This is a genomic window from Actinoplanes sp. CA-131856, from assembly GCF_050956135.1.
Classification (GTDB): Bacteria; Actinomycetota; Actinomycetes; order Mycobacteriales; family Micromonosporaceae; genus Actinoplanes.
In genome coordinates this window covers 3,849,801-3,867,243 of the sequence record NZ_CP191849.1, presented here as the reverse complement: position 1 = coordinate 3,867,243, position 17,443 = coordinate 3,849,801, and the positions used below count along the sequence as shown (strand labels likewise).

Below are 17,443 nucleotides of genomic sequence, written 5' to 3'. Positions count from 1 at the left end.
CCGGAACCCACAAGATCGGCCGTTTGTCGTACCGTGCCTGCGATGGAGAGCCGACGGGTGGTGAGCGACGACGAGGTGACCCGCGCCGGGTGCCGTTTCTTCCTGGCGCACGGGACCGTCGAGATGGGCCGGCTGGCCGAGGACATGTGTGTCAGCAGGGCAACCCTCTACCGGATCACGCACAGCCGGGACCGCTTGCTGGGCGACGTGCTGTGGCGGCTGGCCGAGCGGATGCTGTCCGACGCGCGCCGCGAGTGCACCGCGACCGGCGCCGAGGGCGTGCTGGAAGTCACCCGCCGGTTCACCGAGCGGTTGCTTGCGGCCGAACCGTTCCGCCGGTTCCTGACCGCCGAGCCCGAGGTCGCCGCCCGCGTCCTGATGACCGGGGCCGGCCGCGTCACCGAGCGCGTGGTCGCCGCCCAGCACGAGATCTTCCGCGAGGCCGGGCTGCCCGAGGCCACCGACGACCTGGCCTATCTGTACGTCCGGATCATCGAATCGGCCCTGTACGGCGAGCTGGTCGACGGCCGCAACGCCGATCTGGCCCTGGCCGAGCGGGTCCTGAAGGAGATCTTGAGACAGCTGTCGCACGATCCTCGGTGACCATGGTGTTACAGATCGACTAACGCTTATGGTTCGGCGTGCCCAAGCCCCGAGCCCTGTGGCTGCTGGCCGTGCCGACGGCCGCGCCCTTGATGACCCCCTTCGTGAACAGGCTCGAGCCCGCGTTCCTGGGCGTGCCGTTCTTCTACTGGTACCAGTTCGCCTGCGCCTTCCTGGCCATCGGCGTGCTCACCACGGTCTATCTCATGACGGCGGAGAAGAAATGACCGACGTCAGCGTCTTCGTTGTCCTGATGGTCGTGGTGCTGTCGCTCGGCTTCGTCATGGCCCACCGCCGCCAGGCCCGCCACCGCGAGACCCTCGAGGAGTGGGGCGTCGCCGGCCGCGCCTTCGGCAACTGGACGACGTGGTTCCTGCTCGGCGGCAGCATGTACAGCGCCTACACCTTCATCGCGGTGCCCGCCCTGACGTACGGCGTCGGTGCGATCGGCTTCTTCGCCGTCCCGTTCGCCATCGTCACCGCCCCGCTCACGTTCGTGCTCACCACGAAGATCTGGTCGGTGGCCCAGCGGCACGGTTTCCTGACCCACGGCGAGTTCGCCGGTGCCCGCTTCGGATCGCGCCCGCTGAGCGCCCTGATCGCCGTGACCGGCATCGTGGCCACGATGCCGTACATCGCCGTCCAGCTCATCTCGTTGCAGGCCATCCTGCGCACGGTCGGCCTCGGCGGCGAGCTCCCCCTGCTGGCCGCGGTCGGCGTGGTGTCGATCTGCACGTTCCGCTCCGGTCTGCGCGCGCCGGCCCTGCTCTCCATCGTCAAGGACATCCTGCTGGCCTGGATGCTGCTGACGGCGGTGCTGATGGTCGCCATGTTCGGCGGCTGGGACACCACGTTCCACCAGGCCGGTCAGCGCCTGCCGGCCGGCCTGCTGCTGCCCGACAACGGCCAGCTCGGCTTCCTCACCCTGGTGATCGGCTCGGCGCTGGCCATCTTCGCCTATCCGCACGCCCTGACCGGCATGCTGGCCGCGAAGGACCGGGCGACGGTACGAAGGAACGCGGCCGCGCTGCCGATCTACTGCGTGGCCCTGGCCCTGATGGCCCTGCTCGGGTTCTTCGCCCTGGCCCGCGGCGTGACCCCGCTGGACGGCGACCTCAACACGGTCATCCCCCGCATGATCCACGAGTACTTCCCACCGTGGTCGGCCGGCGTGGCGTACGCGGCGCTGAGCATCGCCGCCCTCATCCCCGCGGCGGTCATGTCGATCGCGGCCGCGAACTGCTTCACCCGCAGCATCTACCGGCCGTATCTGCGCCCGGAGTCGTCCCCCGCCGAGGAGGCGCGGGTCAGCCGCTGGACGTCGCTGGCCGTGAAATTCGGGGCGGTCGCCTTCATCCTGCTGCTCGACCCGGCGTATTCGGTCGAGCTCCAGCTGATCGGCGGCGTCATCATCCTGCAGACGGTGCCGGCCGCGGTGCTGGGCCTGCTGACGAACTGGTTCCACCGCAAGGCCCTGATCCTGGGCCTGATGACCGGCCTGGTGACCGGCGTGGTGATGCTCTACAACATTTCCCGCGTGGACGCGACGGGCCGCGTGGTCGAGGCCCATTTCGGCGGTTCGAGCTGGTCTCTGGGCGACGGCCGCACCGTCTACGTGGGAATCGTGGCCCTGGCGGTCAACCTCTTGGTCACTGTCGCTTTCACAGCCCTGCTACGGATGGCCGGCGTCCCGGCCGGGCCCGACGCCACGCGCCCGGAGGACTACGACGCTGACGCCGACGACCCGCGCCTGCGCCGCATCGACGCCCTGCTGGACGGCCTGCCCCGGCACGACCAGGCACCCGCGAACGGTTCAGCATCGCGGCCATAACGTCAGTCACCCGGTGCGAATACGCACATCAGCAATCCTTTTCCGCGACGGTGAAGCTGCTCACCACGTCGGCCGCCGGTGGGCCGAGGTCCGTCATGTGAGCATCGACGGACCAGCGACATTCGCTCGAGTGGGAGGAGCGCCGAATGAGGTCGGCCAGAATTGCACGGGCAGCCGCCGCTATCGCGACGGCCGGAGCCGCGGTCGTCGGTTTCTTTCCGCAATCCGCCTCCGCGGCCTACGCCAACGGTCCCTATTACTGGAACGGCGTCGGAGGACAGTTCGACAACAATCCGGGAAACGGTGCGCAGAGCTGGGCCTGGGTGAACAACACCAACAGCTGGGGTTCGGGTTACATCCGGGTCAAGTTCTACGACGGATCGACCACGACTCTGGGCGCCGACAACCACAACTCGAACACCGGGAACTACAACCAGGACATCTGGCAGATCCAGATGTGCGTCTATCAGACGTGCTCGAAGTACTACCCCTGATCGAGCCCTCCCGGCAAACCGGACATAACCGCTCATATAATACCGGCATGCGCAGAACCCTGATGCTGGCCGTGACCGCCCCTCTCCTGGCCACGGCCAGCCCCTCACCGGCGCCGGCGGCCGCCCCCGCGCCGCCCTGCCCGGCGACGGTGACCGCGCCGGCGTCGACGGCCGACCACCTCGCCTCGACCGGGGCGGGACTGCACAAGCAGACGGTCACCGTCGACGTGCCGCCGGGCTGGCGCATGACCCTCGACGGCCGGGACCCGTCCTACATCGAGACGGTCCTCGTCGCCGACGGCTTCTACACGCAGGACTCCCCGCGCAGCGTCACCTACACCCCGAAGCTCCGCTTCATCGGCACGGCCGATCCGGTGACGATCCGCCTGACCGCGCCCGGCGGCCGGTCCCGCACCCTCACCTACGCGGCCACGGTCACCTGCCCACCGCCCCCGTCGGCCCCGCACCACACCACGGTCGGATCCAGCCGCGCCTTCCAGTCGGTGACCTTCGCGATCCCGCCGGGCGGCTCGATCGGCCTCGCCGACGGCCAGCCCCTCGAACTCCCCCAGGGCGAACTGGGCCTGGCCATGATCTCGTCGATCGCCACCATGCCCGGCCAGCCCCACGACGACACCCTCATCGGCGCCGCCGGCACCCTCGTCTTCACCCCGGCCCGCGGCGCCTCCGGCCCCATCCCCCCGGTCCGTTACACGGTCACCGACTCGTACGGCCAGACCGCGGAAGGCCTGTACCAGCCCTCCATCCAGGGATACGGCAACCGCTGAGCGCGAAAAGCCCCGACCTCGGCCGGGATCATGCGCCGGCTTCTGTCCCCCAGCGGGCGAAACGGGCGCGGGCCTGGCGTTCGCCGCGGGCGAGAAGCAGCCGGCGTCCGCCGGGAAGACGACCCAGGGCCTGACTCATGAGCAGGTTGGCGGCGACCCTCCACAGGCCGTACCACGGCGGGCGGTACGGCAGGGCCAGATCGTGCATGGCCCGGCGGCCCAGGAGCCAGGAACTGAGCGAAAGTGCGCGTTCGCGCTCGAAACGACGGCGGGGGCGGCCGGTGAACTCATGGTCGGTCATGGCGATGAGCGCTTGGGCGAGCGCCCGGCTGTTGTCGTCGGGCGGTGGGTCGTACGACAAGAAGTGGTAGAGAAGGCGGCGGCCCCGCTTCTCGGTGTGTGGGAGCCACTGGTCGTTCACGCCCATCAACCAGCCTATGTACGACCAGAGGTGCATGACCGCGTGTGAATCCCGGCGCGAGACGCGCACGCCGAGCAGGCGCAGGTGGAGCAGGAAGCTCGTGCTGAAGACGCCGAGGGTGCTGGCCTGGTCGTACTGGTTGATGGGCGTTCCGCGCAGCGCGGTGTCCCAGGTGGGGTCGTCGGCGAGCCGGGCGTTGACCAGGGCGTGCATGACGCGGACGTGCAGGGTGAGGCGGAAGCCCTCGGCGCCGGGAGTCAGGCCGCCGGGGGCGGTGACGGCGCGCCACCAGATCGAGGTCTCCTTGATGCGGCGCAGGGTCTCGCCGCCGGCCAGGCGGCCGGTGCGGACCAGCGGTTCCAGGGCGGCGGCGGTGCGGTAGCCGCCCAGCAGGGAGCCGTAGGCCAGGACGAGGCCGGCGTCTAGGCCGAAGGCGCGGCAGGCTTGCGCGCCGCGATCGAGCAAACGGTCGTCGACCCAGGCCGGCCGGTCCAGCACGGCGTCGAAGAAGGCGCGAACGGCCGGTGAGACGGGCCCGCTCGCACTCGCCGCCGCGGAGGGGACGGCCCCGAGCGGGCCCGCTGCCATCGCGCGATGCAGTTCGCGGGCGGGCACGGCCCGTACCAGAGCCGCCGCGAACTCGTCCCGCTCGGACAGCGCGGCGCGGAGGGCCGTCAGCTCCCCGGCCGTCGGGTGAGCGCCCCGGCCGGCGAGGCGGCGCAGCGGGGCGGCGGCGCGTTCACCCCAGGCACGGTCCTGGCCGAAACGCGCGGGAGTCGTCATTCGAAGAGCTTGCGGATCTGTTCGTTGAAGGTGAGCACGGACAGGAAGCCGAACAGCAGGAACGACCACACGAGCGCGGCGACGCGGCCGATGCCGGGACGGATCTCGGGTGGCAGCAGGCGGCGGTTGATCAGGAGCAGCAGGGCCGAGTAGACGAACATCATCAGGCCGCCGGTCACGGCCGAGATGACCAGCAGCACCAGCGGCTGCGTCACGCCGGACAGCAGCACCACGATGCCGACCAGGACCAGGCCCCAGACCAGGACGAAGTAGATCTTGCTCTCGTTGAGGGACTTCAGATACGAGGTCTTGAGTACGTCGGCGGCCAGCCGGCTGGTGTAGTCGACGATGCCGAGCGCGGCGGCGAAGAGCGAGAAGGCGCCGATGATCCAGAAGAAGGTGCCGAACCAGCCGCCGACCGCGTCGTTGAGGGCCTCGCCCTCGGCCTTGAGGAAGGAGATGTTGTTCGTCAGACCCTCGTCGCCGAAGACCGTGGCGTAGGCCAGCATCGAGGTGAAGAAGATGGTGAGGAACGTGATGAGCACGAACGTCGTGAGTTGTTCGATGTTCGCGAACTTCCACCAGCGGCGCCAGCGGCTCATGTTCTCGTCGGTGGTCTCGAACATGAAACCGGTCGACGGGGCCGCCTCGAGCTGACCGGTGACCGGGCTGACGATGCGGGGGACGTACGCACCCATCCCGAAGCCCTTGTCCCGGATCCAGTTGCTCTGGCACAGGTTCTGGCCGCCACCGGCGCCCGCGAAGGCGAGAGCACCCATCAGGAGCGCGAAGCCGAGCTCCTCGTACGGAAGTCCGGCCTTGGTGATGATCTGCGGAGCGTCGGCCCAGGCCGAGGCGCCGATCGCGGCGACCGACCCGACCACGAACAGCAGCAGGACGGCGGCCACCTTCACCATCTGGATCTTCTCGAGCGCCTGGTAGACCACGGGCGCGAGGGTGAGGATGACACCGATCAGCAGCAGGAAGCCGATGGCGACCGCGGTGACGTTGCCGCCGACCAGATAGGTCGTGAGGGTGGCCGAGCTCGTGGCCCAGCCCGGCCAGATGTTGGCGAAATAGGCCAGGATCGCGAAGAACAGGCCCCAGTGGCGCCAGTAGCGGCTGAAGCCGGTCAGCGCGGTCTCCCCGGTGGCCAGCGTGTACCGCTCGATCTCCATGTTCAGGAAGTACTGCGTGGCCAGGCCCACGAACGCGGCCCAGACGAAGACCAGGCCGACCTGCGAGGCGATGTACGGGAACAGGATGAACTCGCCGCTGGCCAGCCCGACTCCGGCGGCGATGATGCCCGGCCCGATGACGCGGCGGAAGTTGGCCGGTGGCTCCGGTAGCTCGCGGATTTCATGGGCGGGAAGGTGCTTGGTCGAAGACACCATGGACATCAATCTATTCCTACTCGTAGATCAGGTCCATGCCGTCCGTGCGTCCCGACCAGGAAAGAGTCAGATGCCAGCACCCCGGCCGGGGCAGATCGACCAGAGACGGCCCGGGCCCACCGGCCACCTTCTGCTCCGCGCGCACGTCCGTGCCGTCCAGCGCCGCCGAGATGACCAGATCGCCACCCGGCTCGGCGGCCTGCCGCGGCACCCAGAGGATCTTGTTGGCGCGCCCCTCGGCGGGCGGGCTCTTCAGCGGCGCCCCGAACACGATGGCGAGGATCTCCCCGCTCTCCCCGAAGACGTGCGGCATCCCGGCGCCGTCCCAGCTGAAGCCGGCCCGCGCCCACGACGGCAGAGCATCCGTCCGGACCGCGGAACCACATTCGCGCGCCGGGGCGGGCCCGGGACCCGAGCAGCCCGCCAGCAGAAGCAGCAATACTGCGAACGCCTTCATATTTCGACGACACCACCGAGCCCGCCGAGGTTCCCGGCCTGACATGCTCTTCAGGCATGACGACCGCGCGCCGGCCCGAGCTCGACGCCATTCGGCTCGCCGTGGTGCTCGGGCTGGTGTTCTTCCACGCCTCGCTGGTGTTCGACACGCGTGACGACTTCTACGTGAAGAACGCGCAGACCACCGAGGCGGTCACCTGGGTCGCCGGGCTGGGGGTCGTGTGGGCCATGCCGGCGCTGTTCCTCATCGCCGGGCTCGGGTCGTGGCACTCGCTCAAGCGGCGGGGCACCGGCGGGTTCGTGCGGGAGCGGCTGCTGCGGCTCGGGGTGCCGCTGGTCTTCGCGTCGCTCACCATCATCCCGGTTCCACAGTGGATCCGGGACGGGGCCGCCGAGCCATATCCGGAGTTCCTGCGGAGTTATTTCGACGTTCACCTGGAGCTGTCGGACTTCCCGTTCGTCGTCGAGGGCGAGCATTTCGAGACGGGCCACCTGTGGTTCGTCGTCCTGCTGCTGACCTTCTCCCTGATCCTCGCCCTCGTGGCCGGCCGGCTGCCGCTGATCGGCGGGCCGATGCGGCATCGCGGCGTGGTGTTCCTCCCGGCTCTGCCGGTGGCACTGATCGGGGCGCTGCTGGGCATGGAGGAGGCTTTCGCCGGGTGGAGCCGCTGGGCTTATCTGCTTTTCTTCCTATACGGGTTCCTGCTCGCGGCCGACGAACGTTTCCGGGCCGCCATGCGGCGTGACGCCCGGTGGGCCGCGGTGATCGGGTTCCTGCTGTTCGGGGCCTCGGGCGCGGCGCTGAGCACGGCCGGCGACGATCCGTTCACGTCCATGACCTCGCACGCGATCGTGGCCCGGGTGCTGTTCGGGCTGGCCGGATGGTTCTGGCTCGTGGCCATCCTCGGGCTGCTCGACCGGGGATCACCGCCGCCCCGCAGCCCGGTCATCGGATATCTCGCGGTGGCCGCGCTGCCGCTCTACATCCTGCACCAGCCGATCCTGGTGGTCGTCGCGTACTTCGTGGTGCGGTGGGACTTGCCGGTGATCGGCAAGTACCTTGCCATCGTCGCGATCACGTTCGTGGTCATGTTCGCTGTCTACGATGTGCTGGTGCGGCGTACGAAGGTGACGCGGTTCCTGTTCGGGATGCGGCCGTGAGCATCGTCCTGACCGGGGCCACCACGGGGATCGGCCGGGCCACCGCCCGCCTGCTGGCCGGCTCGGGCGAGCATCTCATCCTGCACGGGCTCGAGCCCACCATCTCCGACTTCTCCCCCGACGACCGGATAACGTACTTCCCGGCCGACTTCGGCGATCTCAACGAGGTCGAGCGGCTCGCGGCGCGGATCCGGGCCGCGACCGACAAGGTCGACGTCCTGATCAACAATGCCGCCCGGCCGGGGCCACCGGCCCGTACGGTCAACGCCGCCGGTCTCGAAGTCACCTTTCAGACCAACTATCTGGCGCCCGTCCTGCTCACGACGCGGCTGCTCGACCTGACCCGCCGGGTGGTGAACGTCGCCTCGGCCACGCATCTGTCGGCGACCCTGGGCGACGCCGGGCGGCCCTATTCGGCGGCCGGCGCCTACGCGTACTCCAAACTGGCCCTTGTCGCCTATTCCTGCTGGCTGTCGCGGCGCCGGACCGAGGTCGTCAGCATGCATCCGGGCATCATCGCCACGCCGCTGCTGCACGCCATGTTCGCCGTCGACGGCGACCGGCCCGAGCACGCCGCCGCCAACGTCCGCTACGTGGCCTCGCAGCAGCGCGACAACGGCACGTACTACGACGAGCGCGAGCCGGCCCGGCCCAACCCGGAGGCGCTCGACCACGACGCGCAGGACCGGCTGATCGAGCTCACCGAGCGCGACCTCGACCTCGAGCTGTGGTGAGCAGCGCGGCGATCGCCTGATCGCCCGGCCCGGCCGTGGCCTCGTCCCACTCCCAGCCCAGGTCGCGCGCGGTCGCCGAGGCGGGTCGCCGCGGTCCGCCACGCGTGATGGGATGTGGTCCATGACCTTTCCCATGCTGATGCACACGGCGCTGGACGCCACGGACGTCCGAGGACTGGCCGAGTTCTACCGGGAGTTGCTGGGCGTGCGCTACCGCCCCGGCGACGAGACCCCGCAGGAAGGCGAGGACTGGCTCGTGCTGGTCGACGCGGACGGCAAGCGGGTGCTGGCCTTCCAGTGGGTGCCCCAGCTGGCCCGCCCCGACTGGCCGGCCCACGAGGTGCCGAAGCAGATGCACCTCGACTTCCACGTGCCGACCCGGGACGGCCTGGAGGAGCACCGGCGCCGGGCCGAGGAACTGGGCGCCACCGTGCTCCTCGACCGCACCGGCGACGACGAGGAGCCGCTGTACGTCCTGGCCGACCCGGCCGGGCACCCGTTCTGCCTCCTCGTCGGCACGCCCTAACGGGTCAGCCACACCCTCCACAGCGCCGCCGGATCGGTGAGCGGGTCGCCGTGCACGAGGCTGAAATGGGCCGGGCCGCCGACCGTCAGGCGGCCCGCCTCCGGGATGCCGAGAAGGTCGCCGCCGCGCCAGGTCACCGCGGCCAGGGCCGTACGAGGGGCGATGCCCGCGGCGACGAGGGACTGCACCTCCCAGGCGAGCTGGTTGGCGCGCAGGGAACCGCCGCCGGCGTCCGATCCGGCGGCGAGGGTGACACCGGCTGCGTCGGCCAGGCGGACGCTGGCCCGCATGGTCTCCCGGAGCTCGGCGGCGCCGGGGCGGCCGAAAGTAAGCCACGATTCGGGGACGGCGAGGGTGGAGACGAGGGTGACGCCGTTGGCCGCCATGAGCGCGGCCGTGCCGGCGTCGATCTGGTTGCCGTGCTCCAGGCTGTCCACGCCGGCCTCGGCGCCGAGGCGGGTCCCGGCGAGGGCGGTGGCGTGGGCGGCGACCTTGGCGCCGCGCTCGTGGGCCACGGCGACGGCGGCGGCCACCTCGGCCACGCTGAACGGGGCGGCGTCGGCGTCGGGGCCGTCGAGGTAGAGCTTCACCAGGTCGGCGCCGTCGTCGAGCTGACCGCGAACGGCCGTTGACAAGTCCGCGGCGTGCTCGATCTCGACGGTCAGGCCGGGCGGCATGGAACCGCGGCGGCTGATCCAGGTGCCGGCCGCCCGCAGGTAAGGCCGGTCGGGGTGGCCGTGCTCGACGTGGCCGTGGCGTGGGCCGGCGCGCCGGCCGTGCCAGCGATCGCGCAGGGTCAGGCTCGTGGCGCGGCCGTCCCGCCGGGGCGAACCGACGTCACGGGCCCAGCGGATGCCGGCTCGGGTCATCATCTCGCCGTTCTCCTCACCGACGGCCAGCAGCTCGTCGAGCGGGTCGAAGCCGTGCTCCACCCACCTCGCCCCGCCCGGCAGGGACACGTGAGCATGCGAGTCGACCAGACCTGGCACCAGCGTCGCCCCGGAACCGTCGATCACCGTGGCGCCGTCGACGGGCGGCGGGTCCTCGCCGATCCACATCCGGGTGATCACACCGCCTTCGGCCAGCAGCGAGACGTCCGGCGTCACGGCGTCGGCGGTGCCGTCGGCGAGGGCGGCGTGCGTGACGAGCACACGATCGTCGGTCAGGCGAGTCATGCCCTGATCGACGATGATTCGTACCCGGAATTCAGTGTTGTGACCGGAGAGGCATCTCATTGGCGGCAACGGACGAACACGTCGACCCGCGCGGGTTCTTCCGGATCGGCAGCGTCACCAAAGTGTTCACGGCGACGGTGGTCCTGCAGTTGGTCAGTGAGGGACGGTTCGCACTCGACGAGCCGGTGGACGGGTACGCGCCGATCACTGTCCGGCAGCTGCTCAACCACACGAGTGGTCTGCACAACTACACGGACGACCTGACCACCGAGGGCATCCTGCGCGACCGGCTCCGGAGATGGACGCCACGGGAGATCGTCGAGCGGGCCACCCGAAGTGAACGGTCGTTCGCACCAGGTGCGTCGCGGGCGTACAACAACACGGGCTACGTGCTGCTGGGCATGCTGATCGAGCGCGCGACCGGTCGTTCGTACGGGGAAGAGATCGAAAGCCGGATCCTGCGGCCGCTGGAACTGCGGGAGACGCTGGTGCGCGACGACAGCGCGGTGATGCCGTCGCCGCATGCGCGCGCCTGTCTGACCGTGGACGGCGAACCGGTCGACATCACCGACTACAACCCGTCCACGGCCGGGCCGGCCGGCGGGCTCATCTCCACCGCGGCGGACGTGAACACGTTCTTCCGGGCGCTGCTGACCGGCCGACTGCTCGGCCCTCGCGAACGCCGGGAGATGCTGACAACGCTGCCGACCGGCACGCCCGGTGTCGAGGGTGGGCTCGGCATCACGCGCTACGCCCTTCCCAACGGCGAAACGGTGTGGGGCAAGGAAGGCGGCTTCTTCGGGTATCGCACCTGGTCGTTCCATCGCCCGGACTGCGAATGGCAATTAACCGTTTCGGCCACGGCCGGGCGCGGCGGCATGCCGACCACCGCCGAGGTGATCGGGAACCTCTTCACACGGTCGCAGGCTCCCTGAGCAGGGCGGCGAGGTCGGCCCGGGCGCGGTCGGTCCACGGGGACGGGCGCTTCGTCATGGGGTCGAACTTGATGGAGACGCGGTGGCCGTGCGCGTACTGCACGGCGCCGTCCTCGGAGAGGAGCCGGAAACCGAGGACCATGCTGGTGGTGCCGGCCTTCTCGGCCCAGATGTGCATGAGCAGCGTGCCGAAGTCGGTGACCGGGCGGTCGAACGAGATGGACACCTCGCGCAGCAGCTGGTAGCCGTCCTCGTCGAGCTGGCGCCCGGCCAGGCGGTAGCCGCGCGAGAGCCAGTGGGCGGTCACGGCCCGGTCGAGCAGCGCGACGAAGCGCGGGTGGTACAGCGTGCCGAGGAAGTCGAGGTCGTCCCAGTAGACCTCCACCGGGACAAGGACGCCGTACGGAACGGTGAAGTCGTCGGTCATGTCCCGTACGACGTGACAGCCCGCCCGGGTCTCACCGATGTGACCCACCGCGCACCAGTTTCTCCACGGCCTCGGCGAAGATCCCCGGCTCCTCGATGTGCCCGAAAATGCCCGCTGAACTGCTGCTCGGCGTAAACGCTGCCCGAGATCCCGTCGGCGAGGGCGCGTGACCACGACGGCTCGCAGATCCAGTCGTACCGTCCGCAGATCGCCAGCGTAGGTGTGGTCATCTGCCCGAGTCGCTCGCGGACGTCGAACACCTCGCCGTCCTGCGACACATGCCAGCAGCGGACGGCGTCACGCAGCGCCTCGTACTCGTCCTCGCGCGCCCCGTAGTCGGCGAAGTACAGCGGCAGGATCGCCTTGAGGTTCGCGGTGGCCCCGGCGTCGGTCTCCGGCCAGGTGGCTTCCAGATCGCGCAGGACGGGAGCCAGGCGGGGCAGCCGGGCGGCCTGCCGCCGGGCGTTGCGGGCCGCGACGGCGTCCAGGTCAGGGCCGTTGCACGGCGCCGTGGCGTAGAGAACCATTCCGGCCAGGCGGCCCGGATGGGTCAGCGCGTACTCCTGCGCCACCAGCCCGCCGTGCGAGTGCCCGAGCAGGTAGTCGGCGCCGACGTGCTCGACCACCGCGTGCACGAACGGCACATAGGCCTCGACGGTGTAGCCGCGCGGGTGGGTGGGCAGCCGGCCGGACTCCCCCGTGCCCACGGGTTCCAGGTAGACCGCGGTCACGAACTCCTCGACCAGCGGCATCCGCAGGTAGGACCAGTCGACGCCGGGCCCGCCCGAATGCATCACGCAGACCGGCCCCCGGCCGGCCACGTGGAAGCGCTGGGCGACCCCGCCCACGGTGATCTCGTGTGTGGTGAGTGCTTGCGTCACCCCTCCATCGACGCGCCAGGCGGCGAGATGTTCACCACCGCAGACACGAAACGGTCCACCTCCCGGTGGTTGCGCAAGCGGACGATCGGCAGGCCGGGGCGTCTCGCCGCCGCTTCGGTGACCGTCGTCTCCGTGCGGGAGTGGGTCTTGAACGCCCAGCGGATGATGTGGTCCGGGTCGGTGAAGAACGATCGGAGCGGTGGCTCCCGGTTGCCGTTCCACAGCTCCTCCCCGCGCCGGGCCCGCCGCACGGTCCGGATGACGACCTGGCGCATGACCTGCCGGCGGGGCAGGTCGAGCCAGAGCATCAGGTCGGCGCGGTCGACGAGGTGGTCGCGGACGTCCTGGTACTGCCACTCCATCACCCACGCCGGGCCGGCGGTGAACCGATGGACGTCCTGCACGAACGTGGGCCTCGGCTGCCAGCCGGGGCCGTGCTGGAGAGAGTCGATCTCGACGTACGGCACGGCGAGCACCCCGGCGATGCGCCGCGCCGCCGTGCTCTTGCCGGAGCCGGAAGTGCCGGCGACGAGAATCCGGGACGGGCGGTACGGCAATGGATCGCCGGACGAGAGCAGCGGCACGCCGACAATTTAGAACGGAACGCCGGGCGAACCTCGGGCGCACCGCCTACTCTGATCGATAGACATAGACGTCTATCGAAGGGTCGGGCCAGGATGCGGAAGAAGTTAGCCACCGTTCTCACTGCCGCGCTGCTGGGTGGGGCGCTCTGGGCCACGCCGGGTGCGGCGCACGCGACCGGGACTGAACTGTCGGCCCGGCCCAGCCCGACCGAGGTGCAGCGGGCCCTGACGAAGATCGCACGGGCCAGCGACGGGCGGGTGCGGCTCGGAGTGATCGGGCGCAGCAACGAGGGGCGGGCGCTCCGATCGGCCACCGTCGGCCACGGGCCGGTGCGGCTGCTCTTCGTCACGCAGCAGCACGGTGACGAGCCGCTGGGCACACCGGCCGCGATCCGGGCCCTGTGGACGCTGGGTGTGCCGGACACGCCGTGGCAGCGGGCGCTGCTCAAGCGGGTCACGCTCGACGTGGTCGTGCAGGCGAACCCGGACGGCGCGGTGCGCGACCAGCGGTACAACCACGACCCGAGCGCGTCGGGCGACTATGCGGCGCCGGGTGTCGGCTACGACATCAACCGGTTCCACAACCCGCTGACGCCGATCGAGGAGAACCCGGTGCCGGAGTCGCGGGCGATTCTGCGGCTGTGGCACGCGACCCACCCGAAGGTCGTGGTCGACTACCACATGCAGGGACGCTATCTGCAGCCCGACGGGCGCGAGACGACCGCCTCCATCCTGTGGCCGACGAGCCCGCTCGCGGGCGACGTCACGAAGTCCCGGCAGGTCGCGGTCCGCAACTACGACGCGATGACCAAGCTGGCCCGGGCCAACGTCACCCGCTATCCCGGCGGCGACTACGAGGGGATCGCGCGCAACGCCTACGGCATCCTGGGCAGCGCGTCGCTGCTGGTGGAGCTCTCCAACCTGCCCGACGACCAGACGGAGTTCCAGATTCGCAGCGCATATACGTCGATGCTCGCCACCGTCCAGGGCGCGGCCGACGGCTCCCTCTGGCGCGCCGACCCCGCCCGCGCCGACACGATCCCGGCCCGCGGCCCCTCACTGCCCGGCGTGACCGCCCGCACCTTCGACGCCGCCGCCTGACCGGCGGCGCCCCGGAGCGCCGTCGCGGTGGTCGGCACTGCGAGTTGATCACGGGCGGCGCAGAATGGGGACATGCGGATTGATCTTTCGGGGAAGACGGCGCTGGTCACCGGGTCCACCCAGGGCATCGGGCTGGCCATCGCGGCGGGACTGGCCGCCGCGGGCGCCCGGGTCGGTGTCAACGGACGGTCGGAGGAGTCGGTGGCGCGGGCCATCGGGGAGCTCGGCGACGGCGAATTCGTCGCGGTGCCGGCCGATGTGGCCACCGAGGACGGGGCTGCGGCGGCGGCCGCGGCCCTGCCCGAGGCCGACATCCTGGTCAACAACCTGGGGATCTTCGGGGCGCAGCCGGCTCTGGAGATCAGCGATGACGACTGGCGGCGCTACTTCGAGGTCAACGTCCTGGCGGCCGTACGGCTGACCCGGACCTATCTGCCCGGAATGCGGGACCGCGGGTGGGGGCGCATCCAGTACATCGCCAGCGACTCCGCCGTCGTCACCCCGGCCGAGATGATCCACTACGGCATGTCGAAGACGGCGCTGCTCGCGGTGTCGCGCGGCTTCGCCAAGGAGGCCGCCGGCTCCGGCGTCACCGTGAACAGCGTCATCGCGGGGCCCACGCACACCGGTGGGGTCGAGGATTTCGTACGGCAAATGGTCGGCGACGATCTGCCGTGGGACGAGGCACAGCACAAGTTCATGCTGGAGCACCGGCCGCAATCGTTGCTGCAACGCCTGATCGAGCCCGAGGAGATCGCCAACATGGTGGTCTACCTCTCGTCGCCGTTCGCCTCGGCCACCACCGGTGGCGCGCTGCGCGTCGACGGCGGCTACGTCGACGCGATCCTGCCTTAGGACGAGCCGTCGGCCAGGCGGTTGAGCCACTCGAGCAGCAGGGTCCGCTCCCCCTCACTCAGCGGCGCCGCCTGGCCGTCCAGAGCCGCCCGCAGGGCCATCGCACTGGCCGCCGCGCCGCTCGACGGCTGCCCGCCCGAGTCGGTCGTGATGGTCGCGATGACCATCTCACGCGCGACCTCGGCCGCCGCGAGGTCGCGGCGGTCGGACGGCTCGCTGATCAGCGTGAGGATCGTGCCCACGCCGGCGCCGTGCATGACCTCGGCCGCCCGCTCGACGCTCATCCGGAGCCGCCCGGCGGCGGCCACCCGCGTGATCATGTGCCTGAGCCCCTCGGCGGCCCGCTGCCCGGCCGGCGGCAGATAGCCGAACCGCACCCGGCCGTAGACCAGCGTGTAGTACGCGGGATGGGCCAGCCCGAACTCGACGTGCATGTCCCAGGACTCGCGGAGCGCGGCGACCGGGTCCTCCTGGGTGAGCAGTGTGGCTTTCTGCTCCAGGTAGCGCGCGAAGCCGTACTCGCCGACCGCCTCCAGAAGCCTCTCCTTGTCGCCGAAGACCCGGAAGATCGTCGGCGGCGGCACCCCCGCACCGGACGCGACGGCCCGGGTGGAAACCGCCTCCAGACCCTCGGCCTCCAGCAACGCGGCCGCCGCCAGAACGATCCGTTCCCGCAGGTCAGTACCTGTCTGCGCAACCATGGATCAACGGTATCACGACAGGCGAACCATTGGTTGGATCAGTGGTAGCTTTGATCCGGACCACTGATCCAGACACGCGGAGGAGCGTGGAACATGAACGAGTACGACGTGATCCTGGTCGGCGGCGGTTCAGCCGGCTGCGTGCTCGCGAACCGCCTGACCGAGAACCCGGACCTGCGCGTCCTGCTGCTGGAGGCCGGCACCGGAACGGCGGGGCTTCCGGAGGCGGTGGCGGTGCCCCCGGCCTGGCCCACACTCGGTTTCACGCCGGCCAACTGGGGCGAGACCACGACGTCGGGCGTGATGCTGCCGCGCGGCCGTGGCATCGGAGGCTCCTCGGCCATCAACGCCATGGTGTTCGCTCGCGGCTACCGCACCAGCTACGACCGCTGGAACGCCTTCGGGGCCAAGGGCTGGACGTTCGACGACCTCCTGCCGTACTTCCAGCGCAGCGAGACGGCCGTGAGCGCCGCGCCGGGCCGGGGAACCGCCGGCCCGCTGACCGTCGGGCCGATGAACCCGCCGAACGAGGCGCTGCTGGCCTGCCTCGACGGCGCCGTGGAGACCGGTCAGCGGCGAGCACACGACATCAGCGGGGGCCTCGAGGAGGGCTTCGCGCCGGTCGACCTGAACATCGTCGACGGCCGCCGGCAGAGCGCCGCCGACGCGTACCTCACCCCGGTCCTGGACCGCCCGAACCTGACCGTCGTCACCGACGCGACCGCCCACCGGCTGCTCTTCGAGGAGCGGCGTTGCGTCGGCGTCGAATACGGAGTGGGCGGGACCGTCCACAAAGCTCACGCCTCGCACGAGGTCGTCCTCACCGCCGGCACCATGGGCTCGGCGCAACTGCTGATGTGCTCGGGAATCGGCCCGGCGGCCGGACTGCGCGCGGCCGGCGTCGAGGTCTTCCACGAACTGCCCGGCGTGGGAAGCAACCTGCACGACCACCCGATGGTCCTGCTGGTGCACCGCACGAGCCGTCCGGTCCCGCCGTCGCGCGGCCCGCACGGCGAGATCCAGGGCCTGATCCGCGGCTCGGCCGGGCTGGACGGACCCGACCTGCAGATCCTGTTCATCGACGTCCCGTTCCCGAACCCGGTGCTCCCACTGGAGAACGGCTTCACCATCGGCGTGGCCCCGATGACCCCGTTCAGCCGCGGCACGCTGCGCATCACCTCCGGCGACCCGTACGCCCACCCCGTGCTCGACCCGGCCTATTTCACCGACGAACGCGACATGCGTACGACGCTCTCCGGCATCGCGACCGCCCGCGAGATCGGCCGTTCCGCCGCCGTCAGGGCTTGGGGCGCCGAGGAAGTCGCTCCCGGACCGGCGGTCGACGACGCGACGTCCCTGGCCGCCTATTCCCGGGCGAACCTCATCTCGTACTGCCACCCGGTCGGCACCTGCGCCATGGGCGAGGACGACCGGTCAGTCGTCGACTCCACCTTGAGCGTCCACGGCCTGGAGGCGCTGCGGATCGCCGACGGATCGGTCATCCCGGCGATTCCTTCCAACAACACCAATGCGACGGTGTACGCCATCGCCGAGCGCGCCGCCGACCTGATCCGCGAGGCCCGATGAGTTAAC

General features: G+C 70.4%; 20 protein-coding genes. 12 read left to right on the top strand and 8 right to left on the bottom strand.

Annotated elements, in window-relative coordinates:
- The first annotated feature begins 42 nt into the window (after positions 1-42).
- The 5 genes from ACQP2X_RS17790 (at position 43) to ACQP2X_RS17770 (ending at position 3,716) form a co-directional block, all read left to right on the top strand.
- A complete protein-coding gene (locus ACQP2X_RS17790) occupies positions 43-603 on the top strand; it encodes a QsdR family transcriptional regulator (RefSeq protein ID WP_498698334.1) in 561 nt (186 codons plus the stop codon).
- 38 nt (positions 604-641) lie between these two features.
- Positions 642-830: a DUF3311 domain-containing protein gene (locus tag ACQP2X_RS17785; protein WP_498659747.1), complete on the top strand. Its 189-nt coding sequence runs from the start codon at positions 642-644 to the stop codon at positions 828-830.
- Positions 827-2,434, top strand: a complete 1,608-nt coding sequence (locus ACQP2X_RS17780) for a sodium:solute symporter family protein (protein WP_498698333.1) — start codon at positions 827-829, stop codon at positions 2,432-2,434. Before ACQP2X_RS17785 ends, ACQP2X_RS17780 begins: the two co-directional genes overlap by 4 nt.
- Before the next feature lie 146 nt (positions 2,435-2,580).
- A complete protein-coding gene (locus ACQP2X_RS17775) occupies positions 2,581-2,928 on the top strand; it encodes a hypothetical protein (RefSeq protein WP_498698331.1) in 348 nt (115 codons plus the stop codon).
- Positions 2,929-2,975: 47 nt separating this feature from the next.
- Positions 2,976-3,716, top strand: coding sequence for a hypothetical protein (locus tag ACQP2X_RS17770; RefSeq protein WP_498698329.1), 741 nt, complete (start codon positions 2,976-2,978; stop codon positions 3,714-3,716).
- 28 nt (positions 3,717-3,744) lie between these two features.
- On the opposite strand, the gene ACQP2X_RS17765 is transcribed toward ACQP2X_RS17770, so the two are convergent.
- The 3 genes from ACQP2X_RS17765 to ACQP2X_RS17755 are packed head-to-tail and all read right to left on the bottom strand — an operon-like array spanning position 3,745 to position 6,771.
- Complete coding sequence (locus tag ACQP2X_RS17765; protein WP_498698328.1) at positions 3,745-4,920, bottom strand: oxygenase MpaB family protein; 1,176 nt, start codon at positions 4,918-4,920, stop codon at positions 3,745-3,747.
- Entirely contained in the window at positions 4,917-6,314 is a 1,398-nt protein-coding gene (locus tag ACQP2X_RS17760) for an Nramp family divalent metal transporter (RefSeq protein WP_498698327.1), read from the bottom strand. The genes ACQP2X_RS17765 and ACQP2X_RS17760 overlap by 4 nt, the downstream gene beginning before the upstream one ends.
- A 16-nt stretch (positions 6,315-6,330) precedes the next feature.
- Positions 6,331-6,771, bottom strand: coding sequence for a hypothetical protein (locus tag ACQP2X_RS17755; protein WP_498698326.1), 441 nt, complete (start codon positions 6,769-6,771; stop codon positions 6,331-6,333).
- 56 nt (positions 6,772-6,827) lie between these two features.
- Between ACQP2X_RS17755 and ACQP2X_RS17750 the strand changes: the two genes are divergently transcribed.
- The 3 genes from ACQP2X_RS17750 (at position 6,828) to ACQP2X_RS17740 (ending at position 9,191) form a co-directional block, all read left to right on the top strand.
- Positions 6,828-7,931 carry an acyltransferase family protein gene (locus ACQP2X_RS17750; protein WP_498698324.1) on the top strand — a complete coding sequence of 368 codons (1,104 nt, stop codon included), beginning with the start codon at positions 6,828-6,830 and terminating at the stop codon, positions 7,929-7,931.
- The gene (locus tag ACQP2X_RS17745) at positions 7,928-8,665 is read left to right on the top strand and encodes an SDR family NAD(P)-dependent oxidoreductase (protein ID WP_498698322.1); all 738 of its coding nucleotides are present in this window, start codon (positions 7,928-7,930) and stop codon (positions 8,663-8,665) included. Before ACQP2X_RS17750 ends, ACQP2X_RS17745 begins: the two co-directional genes overlap by 4 nt.
- A gap of 121 nt (positions 8,666-8,786) precedes the next feature.
- Positions 8,787-9,191: a VOC family protein gene (locus ACQP2X_RS17740; RefSeq protein ID WP_498698321.1), complete on the top strand. Its 405-nt coding sequence runs from the start codon at positions 8,787-8,789 to the stop codon at positions 9,189-9,191.
- Here the strand turns inward: ACQP2X_RS17740 and ACQP2X_RS17735 are convergent.
- Positions 9,188-10,366, bottom strand: a complete 1,179-nt coding sequence (locus ACQP2X_RS17735) for an amidohydrolase family protein (RefSeq protein ID WP_498698318.1) — start codon at positions 10,364-10,366, stop codon at positions 9,188-9,190. The two genes, ACQP2X_RS17740 and ACQP2X_RS17735, sit on opposite strands and share 4 nt — an antisense overlap.
- 59 nt (positions 10,367-10,425) lie before the next feature.
- On the opposite strand from ACQP2X_RS17735, the gene ACQP2X_RS17730 reads away from it, so the two are divergent.
- The gene (locus tag ACQP2X_RS17730) at positions 10,426-11,301 is read left to right on the top strand and encodes a serine hydrolase domain-containing protein (protein WP_498698316.1); all 876 of its coding nucleotides are present in this window, start codon (positions 10,426-10,428) and stop codon (positions 11,299-11,301) included.
- On the opposite strand, the gene ACQP2X_RS17725 is transcribed toward ACQP2X_RS17730, so the two are convergent.
- The 3 genes from ACQP2X_RS17725 to ACQP2X_RS17715 are packed head-to-tail and all read right to left on the bottom strand — an operon-like array spanning position 11,279 to position 13,193.
- Positions 11,279-11,728, bottom strand: coding sequence for an acyl-CoA thioesterase (locus ACQP2X_RS17725; RefSeq protein ID WP_498698314.1), 450 nt, complete (start codon positions 11,726-11,728; stop codon positions 11,279-11,281). The two genes, ACQP2X_RS17730 and ACQP2X_RS17725, sit on opposite strands and share 23 nt — an antisense overlap.
- Positions 11,725-12,609, bottom strand: coding sequence for an alpha/beta fold hydrolase (locus ACQP2X_RS17720; RefSeq protein WP_498698313.1), 885 nt, complete (start codon positions 12,607-12,609; stop codon positions 11,725-11,727). The genes ACQP2X_RS17725 and ACQP2X_RS17720 overlap by 4 nt, the downstream gene beginning before the upstream one ends.
- Complete coding sequence (locus ACQP2X_RS17715; protein WP_498698311.1) at positions 12,606-13,193, bottom strand: P-loop NTPase family protein; 588 nt, start codon at positions 13,191-13,193, stop codon at positions 12,606-12,608. Before ACQP2X_RS17715 ends, ACQP2X_RS17720 begins: the two co-directional genes overlap by 4 nt.
- A 93-nt stretch (positions 13,194-13,286) precedes the next feature.
- Here ACQP2X_RS17715 and ACQP2X_RS17710 point away from each other — a divergent pair, with 93 nt between their 5' ends.
- Positions 13,287-14,294, top strand: a complete 1,008-nt coding sequence (locus ACQP2X_RS17710) for a M14 family zinc carboxypeptidase (RefSeq protein WP_498698308.1) — start codon at positions 13,287-13,289, stop codon at positions 14,292-14,294.
- 72 nt (positions 14,295-14,366) lie between these two features.
- A complete protein-coding gene (locus ACQP2X_RS17705; protein ID WP_498698307.1) occupies positions 14,367-15,149 on the top strand; it encodes an SDR family NAD(P)-dependent oxidoreductase in 783 nt (260 codons plus the stop codon).
- Here the strand turns inward: ACQP2X_RS17705 and ACQP2X_RS17700 are convergent.
- A complete protein-coding gene (locus ACQP2X_RS17700) occupies positions 15,146-15,850 on the bottom strand; it encodes a TetR/AcrR family transcriptional regulator (RefSeq protein ID WP_498698306.1) in 705 nt (234 codons plus the stop codon). The genes ACQP2X_RS17705 and ACQP2X_RS17700 overlap by 4 nt on opposite strands.
- A 93-nt stretch (positions 15,851-15,943) precedes the next feature.
- Here ACQP2X_RS17700 and ACQP2X_RS17695 point away from each other — a divergent pair, with 93 nt between their 5' ends.
- The gene (locus ACQP2X_RS17695; RefSeq protein ID WP_498698304.1) at positions 15,944-17,437 is read left to right on the top strand and encodes a GMC family oxidoreductase; all 1,494 of its coding nucleotides are present in this window, start codon (positions 15,944-15,946) and stop codon (positions 17,435-17,437) included.
- The last annotated feature ends 6 nt before the right edge of the window (positions 17,438-17,443 follow it).